General features: G+C 69.9%; 19 protein-coding genes, 1 tRNA gene and 1 pseudogene. 12 read left to right on the forward strand and 9 right to left on the reverse strand.

What is annotated here, in order from left to right; genetic code table 11:
* Positions 1–25: 25 nt before the first annotated feature.
* From ACIPJ2_RS03400 to ACIPJ2_RS03425, 6 genes are read right to left on the reverse strand one after another with little or no spacing between them, the layout of a single operon-like run.
* Positions 26–1,741, reverse strand: a complete 1,716-nt coding sequence (locus ACIPJ2_RS03400; protein WP_402727558.1) for a serine/threonine-protein kinase — start codon at positions 1,739–1,741, stop codon at positions 26–28.
* Complete coding sequence (locus ACIPJ2_RS03405; protein ID WP_281266314.1) at positions 1,738–3,192, reverse strand: penicillin-binding protein 2; 1,455 nt, start codon at positions 3,190–3,192, stop codon at positions 1,738–1,740. Before ACIPJ2_RS03405 ends, ACIPJ2_RS03400 begins: the two co-directional genes overlap by 4 nt.
* Positions 3,189–4,613: an FtsW/RodA/SpoVE family cell cycle protein gene (locus ACIPJ2_RS03410; protein WP_402727559.1), complete on the reverse strand. Its 1,425-nt coding sequence runs from the start codon at positions 4,611–4,613 to the stop codon at positions 3,189–3,191. The genes ACIPJ2_RS03405 and ACIPJ2_RS03410 overlap by 4 nt, the downstream gene beginning before the upstream one ends.
* Positions 4,610–5,971, reverse strand: coding sequence for a Stp1/IreP family PP2C-type Ser/Thr phosphatase (locus ACIPJ2_RS03415; protein WP_402727560.1), 1,362 nt, complete (start codon positions 5,969–5,971; stop codon positions 4,610–4,612). Before ACIPJ2_RS03415 ends, ACIPJ2_RS03410 begins: the two co-directional genes overlap by 4 nt.
* A 7-nt stretch (positions 5,972–5,978) precedes the next feature.
* Positions 5,979–6,536, reverse strand: a complete 558-nt coding sequence (locus tag ACIPJ2_RS03420; protein WP_402727561.1) for an FHA domain-containing protein — start codon at positions 6,534–6,536, stop codon at positions 5,979–5,981.
* On the reverse strand, positions 6,533–7,210 hold the full coding sequence (locus tag ACIPJ2_RS03425; protein WP_281266318.1) for a DUF3662 and FHA domain-containing protein: 678 nt from the start codon (positions 7,208–7,210) through the stop codon (positions 6,533–6,535). The genes ACIPJ2_RS03420 and ACIPJ2_RS03425 overlap by 4 nt, the downstream gene beginning before the upstream one ends.
* 85 nt (positions 7,211–7,295) lie before the next feature.
* On the opposite strand from ACIPJ2_RS03425, the gene ACIPJ2_RS03430 reads away from it, so the two are divergent.
* Positions 7,296–7,382, forward strand: a tRNA-Leu gene (locus tag ACIPJ2_RS03430).
* A gap of 144 nt (positions 7,383–7,526) precedes the next feature.
* On the opposite strand, the gene ACIPJ2_RS03435 is transcribed toward ACIPJ2_RS03430, so the two are convergent.
* Positions 7,527–8,642 (reverse strand): glycoside hydrolase family 172 protein, encoded by a 1,116-nt coding sequence (locus ACIPJ2_RS03435; RefSeq protein WP_402727562.1) that lies wholly within the window; start codon positions 8,640–8,642, stop codon positions 7,527–7,529.
* Between the two features lie 109 nt (positions 8,643–8,751).
* Here ACIPJ2_RS03435 and ACIPJ2_RS03440 point away from each other — a divergent pair, with 109 nt between their 5' ends.
* The 7 genes from ACIPJ2_RS03440 to ACIPJ2_RS03470 all read left to right on the forward strand — a co-directional run bounded on the left by ACIPJ2_RS03440 (position 8,752) and on the right by ACIPJ2_RS03470 (position 17,228).
* Positions 8,752–9,735: a LacI family DNA-binding transcriptional regulator gene (locus ACIPJ2_RS03440; protein WP_402727563.1), complete on the forward strand. Its 984-nt coding sequence runs from the start codon at positions 8,752–8,754 to the stop codon at positions 9,733–9,735.
* A gap of 126 nt (positions 9,736–9,861) precedes the next feature.
* Positions 9,862–11,457 carry an FGGY-family carbohydrate kinase gene (locus ACIPJ2_RS03445; RefSeq protein ID WP_402727564.1) on the forward strand — a complete coding sequence of 532 codons (1,596 nt, stop codon included), beginning with the start codon at positions 9,862–9,864 and terminating at the stop codon, positions 11,455–11,457.
* A complete protein-coding gene (locus ACIPJ2_RS03450) occupies positions 11,454–13,127 on the forward strand; it encodes a fucose isomerase (RefSeq protein WP_402727565.1) in 1,674 nt (557 codons plus the stop codon). Before ACIPJ2_RS03445 ends, ACIPJ2_RS03450 begins: the two co-directional genes overlap by 4 nt.
* Positions 13,128–13,186: 59 nt before the next feature.
* A complete protein-coding gene (locus ACIPJ2_RS03455; RefSeq protein ID WP_402727566.1) occupies positions 13,187–14,554 on the forward strand; it encodes an ABC transporter substrate-binding protein in 1,368 nt (455 codons plus the stop codon).
* The gene (locus ACIPJ2_RS03460; RefSeq protein WP_402727567.1) at positions 14,551–15,510 is read left to right on the forward strand and encodes a carbohydrate ABC transporter permease; all 960 of its coding nucleotides are present in this window, start codon (positions 14,551–14,553) and stop codon (positions 15,508–15,510) included. Before ACIPJ2_RS03455 ends, ACIPJ2_RS03460 begins: the two co-directional genes overlap by 4 nt.
* Positions 15,500–16,414 carry a carbohydrate ABC transporter permease gene (locus tag ACIPJ2_RS03465; RefSeq protein WP_402727568.1) on the forward strand — a complete coding sequence of 305 codons (915 nt, stop codon included), beginning with the start codon at positions 15,500–15,502 and terminating at the stop codon, positions 16,412–16,414. Before ACIPJ2_RS03460 ends, ACIPJ2_RS03465 begins: the two co-directional genes overlap by 11 nt.
* A gap of 58 nt (positions 16,415–16,472) precedes the next feature.
* Entirely contained in the window at positions 16,473–17,228 is a 756-nt protein-coding gene (locus tag ACIPJ2_RS03470; protein ID WP_402727569.1) for an SDR family NAD(P)-dependent oxidoreductase, read from the forward strand.
* A 110-nt stretch (positions 17,229–17,338) separates the two neighbouring features.
* Here ACIPJ2_RS03470 and ACIPJ2_RS03475 read toward each other — a convergent pair whose 3' ends face one another.
* Entirely contained in the window at positions 17,339–17,743 is a 405-nt protein-coding gene (locus tag ACIPJ2_RS03475) for an ROK family protein (RefSeq protein WP_402727570.1), read from the reverse strand.
* Between ACIPJ2_RS03475 and ACIPJ2_RS03480 the strand changes: the two are divergent.
* From ACIPJ2_RS03480 to ACIPJ2_RS03495, 4 genes and pseudogenes are all read left to right on the forward strand, one after another.
* Positions 17,701–17,949, forward strand: a pseudogene (locus ACIPJ2_RS03480) (phosphoenolpyruvate hydrolase family protein); the annotation flags it as partial. The gene ACIPJ2_RS03475 and the pseudogene ACIPJ2_RS03480 sit on opposite strands and share 43 nt — an antisense overlap.
* An 11-nt stretch (positions 17,950–17,960) precedes the next feature.
* Entirely contained in the window at positions 17,961–18,257 is a 297-nt protein-coding gene (locus ACIPJ2_RS03485) for an EthD family reductase (protein ID WP_402727571.1), read from the forward strand.
* Positions 18,254–19,438, forward strand: a complete 1,185-nt coding sequence (locus ACIPJ2_RS03490) for a Gfo/Idh/MocA family protein (protein WP_402727572.1) — start codon at positions 18,254–18,256, stop codon at positions 19,436–19,438. Before ACIPJ2_RS03485 ends, ACIPJ2_RS03490 begins: the two co-directional genes overlap by 4 nt.
* Before the next feature lie 111 nt (positions 19,439–19,549).
* Positions 19,550–20,536 carry an NAD-dependent epimerase/dehydratase family protein gene (locus tag ACIPJ2_RS03495; protein WP_402727573.1) on the forward strand — a complete coding sequence of 329 codons (987 nt, stop codon included), beginning with the start codon at positions 19,550–19,552 and terminating at the stop codon, positions 20,534–20,536.
* A 5-nt stretch (positions 20,537–20,541) separates the two neighbouring features.
* Here the strand turns inward: ACIPJ2_RS03495 and ACIPJ2_RS03500 are convergent, their stop codons facing one another.
* Entirely contained in the window at positions 20,542–21,729 is a 1,188-nt protein-coding gene (locus tag ACIPJ2_RS03500; protein ID WP_402727574.1) for a Fic family protein, read from the reverse strand.
* Between the last annotated feature and the right edge of the window lie 50 nt (positions 21,730–21,779).

A 21,779-nucleotide genomic window follows, 5' to 3' on the forward strand; every position in this document is an offset into this window, starting at 1 on the left:
GGTGTCGGCGGCCCCGTCAGGCCCGCTACTTGCCGGGCTCGGCGGTCGCGGACGGGCTGCTCGTCGGGGTCGGCGTGTACGTCGCCGACGCGGTGTCCGACGACGCCGACTGCAGGTCGCCGCAGTTCACGACGTAGCTCAGGCTGACGTCGCCCGGCTGCGCGGCGGTGACCTGGACGGCCGTGCCGCGGGTCGCCCCTGAGCTGTTGCCGGAGGAGTCCGTGCCGTTCGTGATCGTGTACGTGTACCCGGTGAGCTCGTAGCCGGCGGGGCAGCTCCCGTACGCACCCCACGAGAACGTCACCTTGCCGTCGGTCGACACCGTGCCGGCGGTCGGTGCTGCCGGACCCTCGAGCGTGGGCTGCGCGGTGTACGCACGCAGCACGATCGCGGTGCCGGCGGTCAGGCTGCCGGTCGGGCTGATCGACTGGACGGTGCCCTGCTTGTCGGAGCTCGGTGCGGCGTCGCCGTCCTCGATGCTCGTCTGGAAGCCGAGGGCGTCGAGCTCGGCCTTCGCCTGGTCGGCGTTCTTGCCGATGTAGTCGCTCTGGTTCACCGTGATGCGCGTCTGCGTCGGCGACGCACTCGGCGTGCGTGACTGTGTCGGGCGCGGCTTGGCGCTCGACGACGACGGGGACGGCGTGGGTTCGGCCGCACCGTTCGCGAACGCGAACGCTGCGATGACGCCGCCGGCGATCAGCACGACCGCTGCCGCCACGACCCACCAGATCCAGGCGCGCTTCTTCTTCGGTTCCTCGTCCTCGGTAGTCGTGGGCGAGCCCGGTGTCCGGGGGCCGCCACCGACGGCACCCGCCGACTGCGTCCCGATCAGCGCGGTGGCCGCGTCGTTCCCCTGCGGCGGGTTGAACGCGACGGTACCGGCGCCACCGAGGGCGGGCACGGCGACCGTGGCCGCTGCGACGTCACCGCGACGGAGGGCCTGTGCTGCACGGGCCAGGTTCGCAGCGGTGGCGGGACGGTCGGCCGGCTTCTTCGCGATGCAGGACATCACGAGGGCGGCGACCGGCTCCGGGATGTCCCCGGGGAGCGCCGGTGGCTGCTCGTTGATGTGCGCCATCGCGATCGCGACCTGCGACTCGCCCGTGAAGGGACGGCGTCCGGCCAGGCACTCGTACGCGACGATGCCGAGCGAGTAGATGTCGGTCGACGGGGAGGCCGGGTGACCGCTCGCCTGCTCGGGCGACAGGTACTGGACGGTCCCCATAACCTGACCGGTCGCGGTGAGCGGCACCTGGTCGGCGATGCGCGCGATCCCGAAGTCGGTGATCTTGACGCGGCCATCCGGGGTGATGAGCAGGTTGCCCGGCTTGATGTCGCGGTGCACGAGGCCCACGGCGTGCGCTGCCTGGAGCGCGTTGGCCGTCTGCGCGACGATGTCGAGGACCTTGTCGACGGGCAGGGTGTGCTCGCGCTCGATCATCGTCGAGAGCGCCTCGCCGGGGACGAGCTCCATGACGAGGTAGGCGCTGCCGTCCTCCTCGCCGTAGTCGAAGACGTTGGCGATGCCCTCGTGGTTGACGAGCGCCGCGTGCCGGGCCTCCGCGCGGAAGCGCTCGAGGAACCCGGGATCGCCGAGGTACTCGTCCTTGAGGATCTTCAGGGCGACGGTCCGGCCGATGACGAGGTCGGTCGCCTGCCACACCTCTCCCATGCCGCCGATGGCGACCCGGGACGAGAGCTGGTACCGCCCACCGAAGGTGAGTCCGCTGGTGGGTCTCATTTGTTCAGCACCGCCTCCATGACTTTCTTCGCGACCGGGGCCGCGACCGTGTTGCCGACGCCGGACTGTCCGAGTCCGCCACCGTTCCCGACGACGACGGCCACCGCGACCTCGGGGTCCTTCGCGGGCGCGAACCCGGTGAACCACAGGGTGTACGGGTCGCCCGTTCCGCCTTCGGCCGTCCCGGTCTTCCCGGCGACGTCAACCCCGTCGATCTTCGCATTCGTGCCGGTCCCCGCGTTGACGACGCTCTGCATCGCCTCGGTGAGGTCCGATGCCTCTGACGAGGACAGCGGGTCGCTGTACTGCTTCGCCGAGAAGGACTCGACCTGCTTGAGGTCGCTCGTCGTGATCGAGTCGACGAGCGACGGCTGCATGACCTTACCGCCGTTCGCGATGCCGGCGGAGACCATCGCCATCTGGAGCGGCGACACGCGGACGCTCGCCTGCCCGAACGAGCTCAGCATGAGCTGCGCCGTCGAGTCGACGTCGGGGTACTGGCTCGCCGTCGCCTTCATCGGGACCTCGATCGCGTCGCCGAAGCCGTACTTGTCGGCCATCGCCTTGATCGTGTCGTATCCGAGCTTCTGCCCGAGCTCCGCGAACGGGATGTTGCACGAGTACTGGATCGCGGTGCGGAGCTTGACGGTGTCGCCACCGCCGCACGAGCCGCCCTCGGCGTTGTTGATGTACGTGCTCGTCCCCGGCAGCTGCAGTCGCGAGGGGTTCGGGAACTCGGAGTCGAGGTCGTACTTGCCGCCCTCGAGCGCGGCGGACGCGACGACGAGCTTGAAGACCGATCCCGGCGTGTACAGGTCGCCGCCGATCGCGCGGTTCTGCAGCGGCGTCGGGGACTGGTTCAGCAGCGCGTCGTACTGCGCCTTGACGTTCGCGGTGTCGTGCGAGGTCAACGAGTTCGGGTCGTAGTCCGGCTTCGACACCATCGCGAGGATCTTGCCGGTCTTCGGCTGGATCGCGACGACGGCGCCGGTGTTGGACCCGAGCGCGTCGTACGCGGCCTGCTGGACGTCGGGGTCGATCGTCAGGTTGACGTTGTCGCCCTGGACGTCCTGGCCGGTGAGGATCGAGTTGAGGTTCTGGAAGAACGAGTCGTCCGAGTTGCCGGACAGCACGGTGTTCTCCGCGCTCTCGATACCGGTGTTGCCCTGGCCGATCGTGAAGTAGCCGGTCACCGCCGAGTAGAGCGCGCCGTTGGAGTACTTCCGCTGGTACTGGTACTGATCGTCGACCGCGGTGGACTCGGCGATCGGCGTGCCGTTGACCAGGATCGCGCCGCGCTTCGTCGAGTAGCTGTCGAGGATGGTGCGGGAGTTCCGGGGGTCGGCGCGGAGGGAGTCCGCCGAGAAGAACTGGATCGAGGTCGTCGACACGAAGAGTGCGACGAACATGAGCACGACGACCGTGGAGACGCCGCGGAGCTGCCGTTTCATCGACGCCCCTTCCTGGTCCGGCCGAGGGCGTCGCCACGCTCGGACAGGACCCGTTGTTCCGCGGGGATGGAGTCGGTCAGCCGCAGCAGCATCGCCGCGATGATCCAGTTCGCCACCAGGGAGGAACCACCTGCGGCCATGAAGGGTGTCGTCAGACCGGTCACGGGGATGATCCGGGTGATGCCGCCGACGACGACGAACACCTGCAGGGCGATCGTGAAGCCGAACCCGATGCCGAGGAGCTTGCCGAAGTCGTCCTGCGCCATGAAGCCGACGCGGATGCCGCGGGAGGCGAGGACGATGAAGAGCGCGAGGATCGCGAAGACGCCGATCAGCCCGAGTTCCTCGCCGAGGGACGCGATGATGTAGTCCGCGTTGGCGACCGGGGTGATGTACGGGCGGCCCTGGCCGAGGCCGGTGCCGGTGATCCCGCCGTTCGCGAACCCGAACAGGCCCTGCACGAGCTGGTAGCTCGCCTGGGTGCTCGCGTTGTAGATCGTCGGGTCGAACGGGTTCAACCACTGCTCGAAGCGGCCGTGCACGTACACGAGCGCGCTCGCCGCGATGAGCGCACCACCGACGAACAGCACCAGACCGATGATCACCCAGCTGAGCCGCGCCGTGGCGACGTAGATCATCACGAGGAACAGGCCGAAGTACAGCAGCGCGGTGCCGAGGTCGCGCTGGAACACGAGGACGCTCATCGCCGCACCCCAGACGATGAGGATCGGGCCGAGGTCACGGGCACGCGGGAACGTCATGCCGAGGAACTTCTTGCCGACGATCGACAGGCTGTCGCGCGCGGTGACGAGGTACCCGGCGAAGAACAGCGCCATCGTGATCTTCGCGAGCTCACCCGGCTGGAACGAGAACGGTCCGAAGCGGATCCAGACCCGGGCGCCGCCCGGGGCGTACCCGATGCCGGGCAGCATCGGCAGGAGCAGCAGCACGATCGTCAGGAACATGAAGATGTACCGGTACCGCTGCAGGAACCGGTGGTTCCGCACCACGACGAGCGTCACGAGGGCGAGCACCATCGCGAGCAGCGTCCAGACGATCTGCTTGACGCCGATCGCGTTCCACCCGGACAGGCCGTTGTGGATGTCGATGCGGTAGATCTCCGCGATCCCGATGCCGTTCAGCACGAGCGCGACCGGCAGGATGAACGGGTCGGCGTTCTTCGCGACGATCCGCAGCACGATGTGCATGATCAGCGCGAGGCCGAGGATCGTCGAACCGACCCAGAGCACCGACGTGTCGAACAGCTTCCCCTTGGTGCCGAGCTGCACGAGGACCATCGCGCCGGCGCAGATGCCGCACGCGATGACGAGGAGCACGAGCTCGAGGTTCCTGGCGCGCGCGGGCTCCCGGAGCTTGATCGTGATCGCTTGGGTGAAGGACTGCGGAGTGGTCGCGGTCATCGGGCATCACCCGAGGGGGTCGGCGACGGCGTCCCGGCGCGACCGGGTGTCGGGCTCGGCGAGGACGACGCCCCGCCGGAGCCACCGGTTCCGCTCTGGTCCTGGCCCGTCCTGGCCGCGGTCCGCAAGCGGTCGACGATGTCGCGCGCGTCGGACAGGGACTGCGCGTTGATCGTGGACCGGACGTTCTCCCTGGTGTACTCCGGCAGGTCCGACACGCTGATGTCGGAGTCCTCGTACACGTCGGAGAGTTTGATCGGACCGATCTGTTGCTGCACGCCCTTGTAGATCGCGACCGTGCCGCGATCGGTGCCGACGTAGTAGTGGTCCTGCACGATGCGCCAACCGAGGAACACCGCACCGACGAGCGCTGCGACGGCGAGGACGAGCGCGATCGTCCACGAGATCCGGCGGCGCACCCGGCGTCGACGGTCCTCGGCGATGAGCTCGGCGAAGTACTGGTCGCTCTCCGGCTCGAAGTGCGAGTCCTCCGGTGCCGACGTGACCTTGAGCGGGTGCAGCAGGATCGTGGGGAGGCGGATCGGCTTGCGGCCGGTCGACGCCTCGAACGTGAGGGGCGCTGCGGCTGATCCGACCGTGGTCGCCGCGTCGTCGTCGTCCTCGGTCGGGACGGCGTCGGTGACGTCCATCACGACGACCGTCACGTTGTCGGGGGCGCCGTGGTCGAGCGTCTCCTTGACGAGGCGCTGCGTGACCTGGTTCGCGTCCATGTTCGACGCGAGCGCGTGCCGGATGCGCTCCTCGGCCAGGTACGACGACAGGCCGTCCGAGCAGAGCAGCCAACGGTCGCCCGGTCGGATGTCCATGATCGCCGTGTCGACCTCCGGAGCGGCGTCGACGTCACCGAGCACGCGCATCAGGACGGAGCGGCGGGGGTGGACCGCGGCTTCTTCCGGCGTGATGCGACCGCTGTCGACGAGACGCTGCACGAACGTGTGGTCGGACGTGATCTGCTGCAGCTCGCCGTCGCGGTGCCGGTAGATCCGGGAGTCGCCGATGTGCGCGATCGCGACCTGGTCGCCCACGCGGATCATCGCGCTCACCGTGGTGCCCATCCCGGTGAGCTCCTGGTGCTCGAACACCGTCTCGGTGATGAGCTGGTTCGCGGCGATCAGCGCCGACTGCAGCGCGAACTCGGCGTCGTGCGCCGAGGGGAACTCACGGTCGACCTCGCGGATGCGGCGGATCGCGATGGCCGAGGCGACGTCGCCGCCCGCGTGCCCGCCCATGCCGTCCGCAACGGCGAACAGGTGCGCCCCGGCGTAGCCGGAGTCCTGGTTGTTCGCGCGGATGCGTCCGACGTGGGACACAGCGGCGCTCAGCGTGCGAGCCGTCATCTGGGGGTTACCGCCGGAGCTCGAACGTCGTCGTCCCGATCGTGATCGGCGTGCGCTCCGCCACGGTCACGGGAGCGCTCACCTTCTGACCGTTGACGAAGGTGCCGTTCGTGGACTCGAGGTCGATGACGACCCATCCCGACGGCTGCAGTTCGAGCCGGGCGTGGTTGGTGGACGTGTAGTCGTCGCGGATCACGACGTTGCTCTCGCTGGAGCGTCCGATGGTGATGGGGCCGCGACCGAGCGGCATCTCCATGCCCTCTCGTGCGCCCTCGGTGATGACGAGCCGGGTGGCGACGTCCGCCGCCGGCTGCGCCGAGCCGCCGGACTGCGCCTGGTTGATGATGTCCGTGAAGGCCCCGCCACCTGGTGCCGCCGCTGCGTTCGCAGCGGGGATCGTCGGTGTCGTCGGGCCGGACGGGGCGCCCTTCGGATCGGTCGGGATGGTGCGGACGCGCTGGCCGAAGAGGTCGCTCCGCAGCGCGAACACGATCACGAAGACGAACAGCCACAGCACCGCGAGGAACGCGAAACGCAGGACGAGCAGTGTCAGTCCTGTGGTCATCGCGCACCTCCGTTCTCCGGGATCACCCGGAACACCATACGGGTACGACCGATCTCGATGGTGGAGTCCGGCTCCACGATCGCCTGCTGGAAGCGCTCACCGTTCAGCTTCGAGCCGTTCGTCGAGCCCAGGTCGTTGGCCTGTGCGTGCTTGCCGTCCCACACGATCTCGACGTGCTTCCGGCTCGTGCCGGTGTCCGCGACGGTGATGTCGGCGTCCGTCCCGCGGCCGATCACGGTGCGTCCGCGCTGCAGCTTGTGGCGCTGCGAGCCGATGTCGAGCACCGCGACCCACGCGACGTCCCGCTGCACGGTCGTGGAGTCGATCTGCAGGATCCCGGTCGACAGGGTGCCGTCCTGCTGCAGGCGGATCGTCACGGGACCGGAGAACGAGTAGTTCTGCGCGACGGCGTGCTGCTGCACCATCTGCGTGAGCTCGTCGATGAGGGGACGACCGACGTCGTTCATGCGCGTGCAGTCCGGCGGCGCCAGACGGACGGTGAACTCGTTCGGCACGAGGATGCGGTCCCGCGAGACCACGGCGGCCTTCGTGTCCAGTTCACGCCGGAGCGCGCTCGAGATCTCGACGGGCTGCACACCGGAGCGGAAGGTCTTCGCGAACGCACCGTTGACGGCGCGCTCCAGCCCTCGCTCGAAGTTGTCCAGCAGTCCCATGGGTCTCCACGTTCTCGGTCGTCGACCCCTGCATGGTAGTAGGTGGCACCTGGGGGGCTCTGTGCATGGTAGTGTTTTCGGGCTGGCGCGAGTGGCGGAATTGGTAGACGCGCACGGTTCAGGTCCGTGTGCTGGAAACGGCGTGGGGGTTCAAGTCCCCCCTCGCGCACCAGGCACTGTGTTCACGACACAGGGAGAAGGCCCCCGATCGGGAGATCGGGGGCCTTCGTCGTTCCGTCACCACGGCCGCGTGATGCGGCAGGAGCCGGACTGGAGGCTCGTGGCGGCCGGTGTCCGAGCCTCCCGTCCGGTGGTCCTAGGGGGTCCGCGGCGGCGTCGCCCCGACGTCGGGGACCGCGCCACCTCCGAGGTGCACCTCCATGGTGTCGGCGGTGGGTGCTGCCGGCCTGGTGGTGACCGGACGGTCGAGGTAGAAGAACGCCGTCGACGCGATGTCGTCGTGCAGCGGCAGGTACCGCCAGCCGCTCCGCCAGCCGAGCGCCTGGATGTCGACCCTGGACAGTGCGGTGCGGAAGGTGATCGGATCGGGGAGGTGCCAGCGGTACATCCCGAACCGCTGCTGGCTGTCGTACAGGCCGTCGGGTCGCACGACCTCGGGCATCCCGAGGTACGGCGTCGTGAACGGTGTGTAGCCCTGTCCGGGGACGTCGAAGTTCCACGCGCCGCCGAAGTAGTCCTCGGTACCGGTGCCGCAGATAGTCGGGTGGGTGTCGTCGTCGTCGACCCAGAACTTGATCTCGCCCTCACCCCACCAGCCGGGGGAGTTCACGCCCCACGCGATGTAGGTGCCGGCGTAGTGGCCCCGGCCCTCGACTCCCTCGACCAGGACGTGCGTGGTGCGGTCGGGCAGCGGGTTGCTGCGGCGCCACTGCGCGTGGAAGTAGGCGGCGTCCTCGCCGACGGCGTCGGCGCCGAGCTCGTATGTGACCTGGAAGTACACGCGCGCCGTGACGCCCGAGGTGTTCTCGAGCGTCAGGCGTGCCCCGGTGCGGAACGGCATCGGCCAGTAGCTGTTGAACCCGCCGTTCGGGTTCGCGGCGACCACCTGTGACGACACCTGGACGAACCGTCCCCACCCGGAGCAGAAGAAGTCCCCGTACGGCACCTCGACGGCCGGCTCGTCGGCACCGTCCCAGAACGCCCGCAGCACGAGGGTGCGCCAGTGGTCGGTGTGCGTGGTGATCCAGACGTGGGTGATCCGCCCGGCGCCCTCGATGGTCGCGAGGTCGAGCGTCGCACCCGGCTCGATGTCGATGCTCGGCGAGATCTTCCAGCCCGGCCCGAGGTCCCGGGCGCTCGCGGCCCCGGTCCCGGTGGTGGCACGGCCGCCGCCACCGCGCGCACCATCGGGGTTCTCGGGGCTGATGGACCGGGTCTCGGTCGTCCGGATCGCAGCGATGTCGTGGTGCATGGTCCCTCTCACGGCGTTGTGTGGCGGATGTTTCTGGAACCGATTTCATCGGCTCTCGCGGCACTGTAGAGTTCCTCGCGACGATGTGTCAACGGTGAAGGGGCGTGGCGTGGCGACCATCTACGACGTGGCTCGGCGTGCCGGTGTCTCCCCGGCGACCGTGTCGCGCGTGTTCAACGGTTCGAACGTCTCGACCGACAAGGTCCGCCGGGTCAGGAAGGCCGCCGAGGAGCTCCGGTTCACCCCGAACCGGACGGCCAGGACGCTCCGACGACGGAACTCCGAGGTCATCGCGCTGCTCATCCCGGACATCGAGAACCCGTACTTCACCGAGATGGCGCGCGGCGTCTCCGACGTCGTGAACGACGCCGGGTTCTCGGTCGTGCTCTGCAACACCGACGAGTCCGTCGAGCGCGAGGACACGTTCCTGCGGATCGCCGAGTCCGAGAACATGGCCGGGATCATCATCGCGTCGGCATCCGAGACGACCGACCTCGGCGACGTGGTCGCCCGCGGACGGCCGGTCGTGGCCGTCGACCGACCGAGCCGGTTCGACGTCGACAGCGTCACGATGTGGAACCGGGAGGCCGGGCGGGAGGCGACCGAACACCTGATCGGCGAGGGGTTCCAGCGGATCGCCTGCATCACGGGCCCGAACGACGTCGTCACCGCGGTGGAACGTGCCGGCGGGTGGCAGGACGCCGTCCGACGCGCGGGCGGCGAGCCGGAGCTCTTGCGGCACTCGGACTTCCGGGTGGACGGTGGCCGCGCGGCGATGGAGGAGCTCCTCGCCATGCCCGAGCCGCCCGATTCGGTCGTTGCGGCCAACAACCTGATGGGCGTCGGGGTGCTGCAGGTGCTCGACGAGCACGGCCTGACGCCGCTGGACGTCGGGGTGGCCGTCGTCGGCGCCCTGCCGTTCACCACGATCTCGCCGCGTGCCGTGACGATCGTGCGGCTGCCGGCGCGACACATGGGGGCGACCGCGGCCCGGTTGGTGCTCGAACGGATCGCGGGGGACGCCCAGCCGCCCCGGACCGTCGTCCTCCGGCACGCGGTCGAGCCCGCGGAACGGCCCACCCCACGGATCTGACGCCGAGGCCCGAGCTCCACCGGACGGCGTTCCGCGCGTCCGGAACGGCGATCCGGTGCTTGACGGTGAAATCGGTTTCATGTCACCATGGCGGCACAGGCGGAGAACGAGACGAGGAGGTCTCCCATGTGGTGCACGCTCGGCTTCGACGTCGGGACGTCCAGCAGCAAGGGCGTCCTGGTCGACCAGGACGGCACGGTCGTCGGCACCGCCGTCCGCGTGCACGAGGTCGACCGTCCCGCCGTCGGACACGTCGAGCAGGACCCGCGGGTGTGGTGGGACGAGTTCGTCGCCGTGACGCGCGAGCTCCTCACGGCCCACCCGGACGTCGAGGTCGTCGCCGTCGGGGTCAGCGGTATGGGCCCGTGTCTCGCACTCGCCGACGAGTACGACGAGCCCGTGCGGCCCGCCGTCCTGTACGGCGTCGACACCCGCGCGGTGGAGGAGATCGCGGCGCTGACGGCCGAGCTCGGCGCCGGGGCGATCACCCGGATCGGCGGCTCTGCGCTGACGACCCAGGCGGTCGGTCCGAAGCTCGAATGGGTCGCCGTGCACGAACCCGACGTGTTCGGCGCCGCTCGGCGCATGTACATGCCGGCGTCGTGGATCGTCCGACGCCTGACCGGCGCGTACGTGCTCGATCACCACTCGGCGAGTCAGTGCACGCCCCTCTACGACATCGGCGCCCACGCGTGGCACCGCCCGTGGACCGACCGGATCGCACAGCACGTCGAGCTGCCGGAGCTCCTCTGGGCCGGCGACCACGCCGGCGACGTCACCACGGCGGGTGCCGACGCGACCGGCCTGCCCGCCGGCGTCCCCGTGGTATGCGGGACCATCGACGCCTGGGCCGAAGCAGCGAGCGTCGGCGCGCTGCGCGAGGGCGACCTCATGCTCATGTACGGCACCACGATGTTCCTCGTCGCGACCGTCACCGAACCGATCCGCACCCCCTCGATGTGGACCACGCTCGGACTCCGCGACGGTGTCAGCTGCCTCGCCGGGGGGATGGCGACGAGCGGGGCGGTGGCAGCATGGGTCCGTGACCTCGCCGGCGGGGGACGCCAGGGCGGACCGGACTTCGGCACCCTCACGGAGGAGGCGCGGGCGAGCGGTCCCGGCGCGAACGGCCTGCTGATGCTGCCGTACTTCGCCGGCGAGCGAACCCCGATCATGGACCCGGACGCCCGCGGGGTCGTCGCCGGACTGACGCTGTCGACCAGCCGCGGGGACCTCTACCGCGCCGCACTCGAGGCGACGGCCCACGGCGTGCGCCACAACGTCGACACGATGCGCGACGCCGGAGCGGACATCCGCCGCATCGTCGCGGCGGGCGGCGGCACCCAGGGTGGCCTCTGGATCCAGATCGTCTCCGACACGACCGGCCTCGACCAGGTCGTCCCCCGGACCACCGTCGGCGCCGCGTACGGCATGGCGTGGACGGCGGCGTGTGCGCGCGCCACCGCCGCCGGGGTCGACGCCCCGGACATCGACGAGTGGAACCCCGCGGAACGGGTCGTCGTGCCCGACCCGACCACCCGGGACCGCTACGACGCCGACCACCAGCGCTTCCTCGACCTGTACGCGGCCACCGCGCCGATCGTGCACGACCTCGTCGCGACCGAACGCGCGACGAGGACCCGGGCGGCGGCGATCACCGCCGACCCGTCCGGCCACGTCCGGACCGACCACCACCACCGACTCCAGGAGACGACTCGATGACGAGCACCCTGCCCACCCCCGTGAAGCGTCCGGCGTACGAGCCGGGCACCGTCCACCTGGTCGCCTCCGGCGACCTCCGCGAGAGCGCCAACACCGCCACCTGGCCGACCCAGGCGGACATGGAGGCCCGGGTCACCGCCGCCGTCGAGGCGACCGGTCGCCGCGTGGTGCGAGCCCTCCCCGTCGACCCGGCCACCGGCCACGGTCTGATCTCCAGCCAGCGGATGGGCATCGAGGTGTTCAAGGGCATCCCGTCCGATGCCCCGCTCGTCGTCGCGATCGCCGGCTGGCAGTACTCCCATCACGTCCTCGCCGGGCTGCGCGACCACCGCGGCCCGATCCTGACGGTCGCCAACTTCGTCGGTGACTGGCCGGGCCTCGTCGGGCTGCTCGGCCTGAACGCGGGCATGACGAAGGCGGGGATCGGCTACTCCACCCTGTGGAGCGTCGACTTCACCGACGAGTGGTTCACGTCGCGCCTGGCGACCTGGCTCGAGGAGGGCACGGTGCAGCACGACCTGTCGCACGTGCACGACCTCCCCGCGCTGCCCCCGTCACACGCCCGCGACCTCGGTCGAGCGGTGGCGTCGGTGCTCCGGACGGACAAGGCGATCATCGGCGTCTTCGACGAGGTCTGCATGGGCATGTACAACGCGGTGTTCGACGACGAGATCGTCAACGCGCTCGGCATCTACAAGGAACGTCTCTCGCAGAGCGCCCTCTGGGCGGAGATGCAGCGCGTGCCGGATGCGGAGGCGGACGCCGTGCGCGCGTTCGTGGAAGACCGGGGGTTCACCTTCCGGTTCGGGACCGACGAGGCGACGGAGCTGACCGAGGCGCAGGTCCGCTGGCAGTGCAAGATGTACGTCGCCGCGCTGCGCATCGCCGACGACTTCGGGCTCGACGCCGTCGGTATCCAGTACCAGCAGGGCCTGAAGGACATCTGCCCGGCGTCGGACTTCGCCGAGGGGTTGCTCAACGACCCGGACCGGCCCGCCGTGACGAGCCGTGACGGCTCGCGTGTGCTGTTCGAGGGCAAGGCGCTGCCGCACTTCAACGAGGCCGATGAGGGTGTCGCGGTCGACGCGCTCGTCACGAACCGGATCTGGGACGCGATGGGACTCGACCCGTCGACGACACTGCACGACATCCGGTGGGGCGAGGAGCTCGACGGGGACTTCACGTGGGTGTTCGAGATCTCCGGGTCCATCCCGCCCTCGCACGTCGACGGTGGCTACGCGGGCGCCGAGGGGTGGCGCCAGGACCCGGTGTTCTTCCCGCTCGGCGGATCGACGATCCGCGCGGTGTCGAAGCCCGGCGAGATCGTCTGGTCGCGTGTCTGGCTCGACGACGGTGTCCTCAACGTCGACCTCGGTCGCGGCACCGCCGTCCGGCTGTCGGACGCCGAGTCGGACCGTCGCTGGGCCGCGACCAACCCGGAGTGGCCGATGATGCACGCGGTCCTGCACGGGGTCTCCCGCGACCAGCTCATGGCCAGGCACCGCGCGAACCACCTCTGCGTCGTCTACGCCCCCGACGCGGTGACCGCCGACGAGGCCCTCGTCGCGAAGGCGGCCGCGTTCGACGCGCTCGGCGTCCGCGTGCACGTCTGCGGCGACGTCGACCTGACCGGGGCGACCGCCGCGGTCGCGGCCGCTGCGACCCGCTAGTCCCGAACCGACGGCACCCGAACCAGAACAGAACACCCGAACCAAGGGAGCACCCACCCATGTCGACGACGGAGTCGACCGGACACGGACTGTCACGCCGAGGCTTCCTCGGTGGTGCAGCAGCGACAGCAGTCGCTGCGGCCACCGGCCTCGGACTGGCTGGATGTTCGGCCGGGGCGAGCGCATCGAGCGACCGCCCACTGCAATTCTGGCAGTTCTACGCGCCCCAGACGCAGACGCAAGCCGACCTCAAGGCCCAGAACGACTGGTTCGTGAAGGCCGCGGACGACTGGAACGCGAAGCACCGCACCAAGGTGGAGAACGTCTTCATCCCGAACTTCACCGACCCCTCGAACACCCGGCTCGCGACGGCGTTCGCGTCCGGTGACGGGCCAGACGTCTTCCTCATCAGCCCAGGAGACTTCCTCCGGTACTCCAACGGCGGCGCACTGCTCGACCTCGCGCCGTACATGAGCAAGGAGGCGATCGCCGACTTCAACCCGGACATCCTGTCCACCCGGATGGTCGGCGACGGCGTGTACGGCCTGCCGATGGAGGTCGAGCCGCTCGCGATGTTCTACTCGGTGCCGGCGTGGGAGAAGGCCGGTCTCAGCGAGGGCGACATCCCGAAGACCTGGGACCAGATGCTCGACGTCGCGGAGAAGCTCACGACGAAGTCGCAGTCCGGGCTCGTCTTCGAGACCACCCCCGGCTACTTCCAGAACTTCACCTGGTACCCGTGGATGTGGCAGGGCGGCGGCGACGTCGTGGACAAGGCGCAGAAGCCGACGTTCGACTCGGCGGCGACCCGACAGGCGCTCGACCTGTTCGGGCGGTCGATCCGGACCGGTGTCGCTCCGCGGACGCTCCCGGCCGCCGGCGACCTCCCCGGCGCGTTCGCCGAGGGGTACGCCGCCATGTGGCAGTCCGGGATCTGGCAGGTCGCGGGCTTCCGTGGCACGCAGCCGAAGTTCGACTACGGGGTGTTCCCGCTCCCCACGCCGCCGGGCGGCAAGCCGCAGACCGTCCTCGGCGGCTGGGCCTGGTGCGTCAACGCCCGCGGCCGGAACCCCGAGCAGGCGGCGAAGTTCGTCGTCGAGACGGTCGGGGCGATGACCGACGAGAGCATCAGCCGCGTCGCCGACTGGTGCATGGTCGCGAAGTCGGACATGCCGCCCCGCGATTCCGTCGATGCGTTGATGACGAAGCGCGGAGCGTTCCGCGACCCGAAGCTCGAGTACTTCCACGACGTGATCCTGCCGACCGGGCGTGGAGAGCCGCGGTACCCGCCGGTGGTCTACAAGGCGATCAGCAACGCCATCCAGCAGGTCCAGGCCGCCGGCGGGAACGCCGCCGGTCAGGCCGCCACCGCACAGAGCGCCATCGAGGCGTTCATGCAGACGTACGAAGGAGGGGACCTGCGATGACCGCGCTCTCAGAACGCCGCGCCGCCGCGCGCCGAGCCCGACAGGAGCAGCCGGCGCCACAGCGGACGATGGGCAAGGCCCGCGCCCGACGGGAAGGTCGAGCGGCGCTGCTCTTCCTGCTGCCCGACTCGCTCGGCCTGCTCGTGTTCGTGTTCATCCCGATGCTCCTCGCCATCGGGCTGGGGTTCTTCCGTCTCGACGGCTTCGGGAACCTCTCGTTCGTCGGTGGTGCGAACTACGTCCGGATGTTCCAGGACCCGCAGTTCCTGCAGAGCGCGGGGGTCACCGCGGTCTACCTGGTGGTGCTGGTCCCGGCCGTCTTCGTGGTCTCGCTGCTGCTCGCACTGCTCGTCCAGCAGCGGATCCCGTTCATCGGTGCGATCCGCAGCGCCCTCTTCGCGCCCTACGTGATCTCGCTCGTCGTCGTCGGCCTGATGTGGCAGTTCCTCCTCGCCGACAAGGTCGGCGTCGTGAACCAGCTGCTGTCCGGCATCGGCATCGACGGGATCTCGTGGCTCGGTGACCCGAAGTACACGCTCGGCACGGTCGTGGTGATCAGCATCTGGTTCCAGATGGGCTACTACATGATCATCTTCCTGTCCGGGCTGCAGGACATCCCCGGTGAGCTCTACGAGTCGGCGCGGATCGACGGCGCGAACGCGTGGCAGCGGTTCCGGAGCATCACCTGGCCGCTCCTCCGCCCCACCTCGCTCTTCGTCCTCATCACGGTGACCATCGCGGTCATCACCGGCGGCTTCGACCTCATCTACATCCTCACCGGCGGCGGGCCGGCCGGGTCGACGTCGCTGCTCATCTACTACATCTACGAGCAGGCGTTCCTGTTCGGGGAGTACGGCTACGCGGCCGCCATCGGTTCCGTGCTCGTGCTCGTCCTGCTCATCTGGTCGGCGCTCATGTTCCGCGCCACGAAGGGAGGGCGGGTCGATGACGAGTGAGACGGTGGACCGGCCAGTGTCGGCATCGAGCACCGCGGCAGCAGGCGGCCGAGGCGGTCCCGCCTCGGCCCCGCGTCGCAGGACGGGCGACCGGCGGTGGACGAAGCGATCGACGATCCTCTTCGTCGTCGGGGTGGTGATCGCGCTGATCACGATCTTCCCGCTCGTCTACATGGTGCTCAGCTCCTTCAAGCCGGAGTCCGAGATCTACGGCAGCTCGCTGCTCCCTCGACACTGGACGCTGTCGAACTTCGTCTACGTGTTCACCGAGGTCCCGTTCCTCCGGTACATGTTCAACAGCGCGTTCGTCTCGGTCGTCGTCACGGTGGTCGCGCTGTGGTTCCACTCGATGGCGGCGTACGCGCTCTCGCGGCTCCGGTGGAAGGGCCGGGAGACGGTGTTCCTCATCATCTTCTCGACACTGCTGGTCTCGCTGCCGGTCGTCCTCATCCCGTCGTTCGTGGTGGTGCGGACGCTCGGCATGCTCGACAGCTACTGGGGCCTCATCGTGCCGTCGCTGTTCAGCGCGTTCGGCATCTTCCTGCTCCGGCAGTTCTACATCGGCCTCCCGGACGAGCTCGAGGAAGCGGCGCTCATCGACGGGGCCGGGTACTGGCGGATCTACTGGAGCGTCGTGCTCCCGCTGTCCCGCCCGATCCTGTCCGCGCTCGCGGTGTTCTTCTTCCTGGCGAACTGGAACTCCTTCGTCTGGCCGCTGACGATCATCTCGAACCCGGACCTCCGAGTGGTGCAGGTCGGCATCTCGACGTTCCACCAGCAGTACGCCTCGTCGCAGAGCTACATCGTGGCGGCCTCGACGGTCGCCGCGATCCCGACCCTGCTGCTGTTCTTCTTCTTCCAGAAGCAGATCACCGAGTCCATCAAGACGTCCGGGTTCAAGTGACCCGGACAGCACGACCGACCGAACGACGCCCGGACTCCCGGGCAGGAAGGGGCGATCGATGACGATCGACCAGGGAACGAACGTGCCGCGTGACCTCGACGGCAGGACCGTCGTGGTGACCGGCGCCGCCGGGGGCATCGGCGGGCGCGTGGTCGAGCGGCTGCACGCCGCCGGGGCCAGGGTGGTCGCGGTGGACCTCCACGAGCCGACCGCGGTGCCGGAGGGGGTGGCGACCGCGGCGGCCGACATCACCGACGCGGACTCGGTCGGCGCCCTCGCCGCCCGCATCGGCGCAGAGCACGAGGGCCGGATCGACCTCGTCAACGCGGCGGGCATCGTCGAGGACGACGTCGCCGCAGCGGACATGTCCGCCGAGCAGTTCCGCGGCGTGCTCGACGTCAACCTCGTCGGCGTCTTCCTGACCTGCCAGGCGTTCCGGCGGGTGATGGAGGGCCGGGGCGACGCCGCGATCGTCAGCATCGCGTCGATGTCCGGCAGCTGGATCGTCAACCACCCGCAGAAACAGGTGGCCTACAACGTCTCGAAGGCCGGCGTCGTGGCGCTGACGAAGACGCTCGCGGTCGAGTGGGGACCGAGCGGCATCCGGGTGAACTGCGTCTCGCCCGGGTACGTCGACACCCCCCTCCTGGTGAAGAAGCAGCACCAGTTCGCCGAGTGGATGCGCGACATCGTGCCCGGTCGCTTCGCCCGACCGGAGGAGGTCGCCGCGTCGATCCACTTCCTGCTCAGCGACGCGGCGTCGTACTGCCACGGCACCGAGCTCCTCATGGACGGCGGGTACTCGCTGCGGTGAACGCACCGGGTCGCGCGGTCCGGCTGGTCGGTACCGGACTGGAGGCCGTGGTCGCCACCCCCTGGTGGCCGCGGCTCACCGGGTGGTCGCGTCTGGGACCGCGGGACGGCTCAGGACCGCCAGGTCCCGCTCGCGAGCACGCGGTCGACCGACGCGGGTGCCAAGACGGTGTCGAGCACCCGGCTCGCAGCGCCGCGGACGCCCGCGAGGTCGCCGAGCGCGGTCCTCGTGATCACCAGATTCGATGTGCTCGCCGGCAGCGCCGCACCGTAGAGCCCCTCCCGGACACCGGCGAAGAGTGCCGCGTCCGCCTCGGTGAGGTACCCCCAGAAGCCGATCGCGCGCGGCGCGAGGAGCGTGACCGCTGCGGCGAGTGCCGTACCGATGTGGCGTCCGGCGGCACGGACGGCAGCGGTCGCCACCGCGTCACCGGAGCGCGCCAGCGCGACGACGTCGGCGGTGCGCGGCGCTCGAGGAGTCGAAGGAGAAGGTCGCACTGCTCCGCGACGCCGCACGGGGCGTCAACGAGGACGTCATCGTCGTGTGCCACGGTGGCCCCATCGCGGGGCCCGAGGCAGCCGCCGAGGTGATCCGGGACGTCCCCGGTGTCCAGGGCTTCCTCGGCGCGTCCAGCATGGAGCGGCTCCCCACGGAGATCGCGATGACGGAGCACATGCGGCGCTACACACGGATCACGCTGCCGACCCGGACGGAGGTCTGATCGTGCACCGCATGACCATCCTCTACGGCCCGGCGACCGACCAGGCGGCGTTCCGCCGGTACTACGACGACGTGCACGTCCCACTCGCCCGCAGCATGCCGGGCATGACCGCGTGGAACCTCGTCTGGTCCGACGATCCCGCGAGCCCGTACCCGCTCGTGGCCGAGCTCGTCACCGCGACGGCGGCCGACATGGACGCGATGCTCGACTCGCCCGAGGGTCGCGCCGCGAACGCCGACCTGGCGAACTTCGTGACCGGGGAGGTCGTGTTCCTCCGCGGCGACGTCGAGCCGGTGGCCCTCGCATGAGCGGGATCACCGTCGCAGTCGTCGGCCTCGGCTTCGGGCAGGACTTCGTCCCGATCTACCTCGCGCACCCCGCGGTGGCCGAGGTGGTCCTCGTCGAACCCGACCCGGCACGCGCAGCGGAGGTCGCGCAGCGGTTCGGCGTCCGACGTGTCCTCCACGGGTTCGAGGAGGCACTCGCCGACCCGTCCATCGACGCCGTGCACGTGCTCGCACCGGTCGTGTTCCACGCCGAGATGACCGTCGCCGCCCTCGACGCCGGCAAGCACGTGGCATGCGCGGTGCCGATGGCCACGACACTGGAGGACCTCGATCGGATCATCGACGCCGCGGACCGTTCCGGCCGCCGCTACATGATGATGGAGACGAGCGTCCACGGCCGCGAGTACCTGACGGTCGAGTCGATGTTCCGGGCCGGCGAGTTCGGGAGTCCCACGCTGTACCGCGGCTTCCACGTGCAGAACCTCGACGGTTTCCCCTCGTACTGGCTCGGCTTCCCGCCGATGCACTACGTCACCCATGCCCTCTCCCCGGCCCTCGCGTTGTTCGACACGACCGTCGCGTCCGTGCGGGCGAACGGCAGTGGCCGGCTGACCCCGGACCACGCTCGAGGCGGATTCGACAACCCGTTCCCGGTCGAGGTCGGCACCTTCCTCCTCCGCGGCACCGACGTGGTCGCGGACGTCGTGATGTCCTTCTTCCAGACCGGCCGCTCCTACATCGAGGGCTTCTCCCTGTACGGAGAGCGGCGCGGCGTCGAGTGGCCGGCGGACAACGAAGGTCCGTTGACGGTGCACGACATGCTCCCGTCCGACGGTGTGCACCGCGGCAACCGGGTGACGACCCGTCTGCACGAGCCGGCCGACCACGGCCACCTGCTCCCGCCGCCGCTCGCACCGTTCGTCCGCCCGACGACGGTGCGGTTCCCCGGCATGACCGAACCGGTCACCGTCGCCGACGGGCACGGCGGGTCACATCCGTTCCTCGTCCACGAGTTCGTGTCGGCGATCGTCGAGGACCGGCCATCGCGCATCGACGAACGCATCGCGGCCGCCTGGACGGCACCCGGGATCTGCGCGCACCAGTCCGCCCTGCACGACGGGGAACTCGTGCCCGTACCCGATTACACGGCACCGGGACGGGAGGCTCGTGGCGGCCCGGATCCGAGCCTCCGGTCCGCCTGACGGGCGCCGGTCTCGGCGGCCTTCGCTCCGGAGAGCTGATCGGCAGCCGACTGGAGGCCGTGCCGCGCGGCACCGGACGGTCCGCAGCCGCACCGGCCTACCGTGACCGGCATGAGCAGCAACCAACGCGTCGTGGTCATCGGCGGCAGTGGACACATCGGCACGTTCCTGATCCCGCGGCTCGTCCGCGCCGGACACCGGGTCGTGAACATCAGCCGCGGGCAACGCCGTGCGTACGCCGACGCGCCCGAGTGGCAACTCGTCGAGCAGGTCTCGGCCGACCGCGAGCAGGAGGACCGCGACGGCACCTTCCCGGACCGCGTCGCCGCGCTGCAGCCCGACGTGGTGATCGACCTCGTGTGCTTCACGCTGGGGTCCGCGACGGCACTGGTCGAGCGCCTCCGCGGCACCGGCGTGCACCTGATCCACTGCGGCTCCGTGTGGCGCGCTGGTCCGAGCGCGGTCCTGCCCATCACCGAGGACGCGATGACCCCGCCGTTCGGGACCTACGGCATCGAGAAGGACCGCATCGCCCGGATGCTCAAGCAGGAGACCGCCGATGGTGGTGTCGTCACGACGAGCCTGCACCCCGGGCACATCAGCGGCCCGGGCTGGGCGCCGATCGGCCCGCTCGGGAACCTCGACCCGTCGGTCTGGCGGCGCCTGTCCGCCGGCAAGACGCTGGAGATCCCCGGGATCGGCGCGGAGACGATGCACCACGTGCACGCCGACGACGTCGCGCAGGCGTTCGAGCTCGCGGTCGAGCACCGGGACGCCGCCGCAGGCGAGGACTTCTCCGTCGTCGCACCGGACGCCCTGAACGTCCGTGGGTACGCGGCGCTCGCCGCGTCCTGGTTCGGACAGGAGGCACGGCTCGAGTCCGTCAGCTGGGACCGGTTCCGCGAGACCACCGACCAGGACGCGGCCGGCGCGAGTTGGGACCACCTGTCCCGGAGCCAGGTGTTCAGCATCGAGAAGGCGCGCCGGCTGCTCGGGTACGAGCCGCAGCACACGGCGGGGGAGACCGTCGAGGAGGCCGTCCGGTGGCTGATCGACCACGGCGAGCTCGAAGTCACTGCGCCGTTCTCGGCCGCCTGAGGAGATCAGTAGCGCGGGTGCTCGCGCCGCCCGCTCCGTTCGGCGAACGCGTCGAGCGCGTCGACAACGTCGTCGTTGATCCAGACCCGGTTGCGCTGCTTCGAGTTCGCCAACCGCAGGACCCCGAGATCGACCAGCTGCGCGAGTCCGTTCAGCACGGCCGGACGGGTCGCGCCGATCCGCTCGACCGCGAGCCGGGAGTTGAGCACCGGGTGCTCGATCGAGAACCGGGCGATCCGCCGTGCGGCTGCGTCGGAACGGAGCTCGCGCATTGCGAAGTCCCAGCGGGACTCGAGCTGCCGAAGGTCGTCCGCGAGGACGGACGCGTTCCGGACGCCGGCGAGCGAGGCGTCGGCGAAGACCTCGACGATGGGCGTCGCATCGCCGCCGCGGTAGGCCCCGAGTGCACCGAAGTAGGCATCCAGATCCGTGAGGAGTCCACTGCTCACGGGGATCGTCAGGTGCTGCAGCACCCCGCGACGGCGCAGGATCGACTGGACGAGTGCGCGTCCGGTGCGGCCGTTGCCGTCCGGGAACGGGTGGATGGTCTCGAACTGGGCGTGCGCGACCGCCGCCTGGACGAGCACGGGGACGTCGTCCCGGCGGACGAACGCCACGAGGTCGTCCATGGCTGCTTGGACACCGCTCTGGTGGGGCGGAACGAACTCCGCGGTGTGCGGGAGTCGCCCGCCGATCCACACCTGCTCGTCCCGGTAGTGCCCGACCATCGACGGTGCCGACTCGGCGAGCAGGGCCCGGTGCATCGCGATGATCGTCGCTTCGCCGATGTCGTCCGCGAGGGCGATCGCCGCTTCCATCGCGCGGACGTTCCGCACGATCTGCGGTGCGTTCCCGGTGACGCGCTCGTCGATCTCTGCCTCGGAGATCGCCCGGGCACCCGCGGTCAGCTGTTCGATCTCGGAGCTCGATGCCGACTCGCTCCGGAGCAGGACACCGGAGAACGGCGCCGGGAAGTGTGCGAACTCCGCGTCGAAGCGGGTGATCGCGCCAGACGCGTCGTCTGCATCGGCCCGAGCGTGCGCGGCGACCTGCACGTCGAGGTCCGCGATGCGCGGCACGACGGCTGCTCGGTACGGGGTGTCCCGCAGCTCGCGCTGACGCCGTGGGAGCAGGTCCGGGTTCTCGGCCCGGGGGAGGACGCGCTGCTCCCACCTGACCGCCGTGGTGCCCATCGAACCTTTCCCTTCCACCGTCCTTGGTGAAGGATACCGCACAACCTTTA

It is taken from the genome of Curtobacterium sp. NPDC090217 (genome assembly GCF_044746705.1).
In the GTDB taxonomy this organism is placed as follows: Bacteria; Actinomycetota; Actinomycetes; order Actinomycetales; family Microbacteriaceae; genus Curtobacterium.

What these genes read in the sequence shown, in the direction of transcription:
- ACIPJ2_RS03445 (WP_402727564.1), top strand. Translation starts at nt 9,862, where the DNA reads ATGTGGTGCACGCTCGGCTTCGACGTCGGGACGTCCAGCAGCAAGGGC.
- ACIPJ2_RS03495 (WP_402727573.1), top strand. Translation starts at nt 19,550, where the DNA reads ATGAGCAGCAACCAACGCGTCGTGGTCATCGGCGGCAGTGGACACATC.
- ACIPJ2_RS03460 (WP_402727567.1), top strand. Translation starts at nt 14,551, where the DNA reads ATGACCGCGCTCTCAGAACGCCGCGCCGCCGCGCGCCGAGCCCGACAG.
- ACIPJ2_RS03435 (WP_402727562.1), bottom strand. Translation starts at nt 8,642, where the DNA reads ATGCACCACGACATCGCTGCGATCCGGACGACCGAGACCCGGTCCATC.
- ACIPJ2_RS03465 (WP_402727568.1), top strand. Translation starts at nt 15,500, where the DNA reads ATGACGAGTGAGACGGTGGACCGGCCAGTGTCGGCATCGAGCACCGCG.
- ACIPJ2_RS03450 (WP_402727565.1), top strand. Translation starts at nt 11,454, where the DNA reads ATGACGAGCACCCTGCCCACCCCCGTGAAGCGTCCGGCGTACGAGCCG.
- ACIPJ2_RS03410 (WP_402727559.1), bottom strand. Translation starts at nt 4,613, where the DNA reads ATGACCGCGACCACTCCGCAGTCCTTCACCCAAGCGATCACGATCAAG.
- ACIPJ2_RS03485 (WP_402727571.1), top strand. Translation starts at nt 17,961, where the DNA reads ATGACCATCCTCTACGGCCCGGCGACCGACCAGGCGGCGTTCCGCCGG.
- ACIPJ2_RS03490 (WP_402727572.1), top strand. Translation starts at nt 18,254, where the DNA reads ATGAGCGGGATCACCGTCGCAGTCGTCGGCCTCGGCTTCGGGCAGGAC.
- ACIPJ2_RS03400 (WP_402727558.1), bottom strand. Translation starts at nt 1,741, where the DNA reads ATGAGACCCACCAGCGGACTCACCTTCGGTGGGCGGTACCAGCTCTCG.
- ACIPJ2_RS03500 (WP_402727574.1), bottom strand. Translation starts at nt 21,729, where the DNA reads ATGGGCACCACGGCGGTCAGGTGGGAGCAGCGCGTCCTCCCCCGGGCC.
- ACIPJ2_RS03470 (WP_402727569.1), top strand. Translation starts at nt 16,473, where the DNA reads ATGACGATCGACCAGGGAACGAACGTGCCGCGTGACCTCGACGGCAGG.
- ACIPJ2_RS03455 (WP_402727566.1), top strand. Translation starts at nt 13,187, where the DNA reads ATGTCGACGACGGAGTCGACCGGACACGGACTGTCACGCCGAGGCTTC.
- ACIPJ2_RS03405 (WP_281266314.1), bottom strand. Translation starts at nt 3,192, where the DNA reads ATGAAACGGCAGCTCCGCGGCGTCTCCACGGTCGTCGTGCTCATGTTC.
- ACIPJ2_RS03425 (WP_281266318.1), bottom strand. Translation starts at nt 7,210, where the DNA reads ATGGGACTGCTGGACAACTTCGAGCGAGGGCTGGAGCGCGCCGTCAAC.
- ACIPJ2_RS03420 (WP_402727561.1), bottom strand. Translation starts at nt 6,536, where the DNA reads ATGACCACAGGACTGACACTGCTCGTCCTGCGTTTCGCGTTCCTCGCG.
- ACIPJ2_RS03415 (WP_402727560.1), bottom strand. Translation starts at nt 5,971, where the DNA reads ATGACGGCTCGCACGCTGAGCGCCGCTGTGTCCCACGTCGGACGCATC.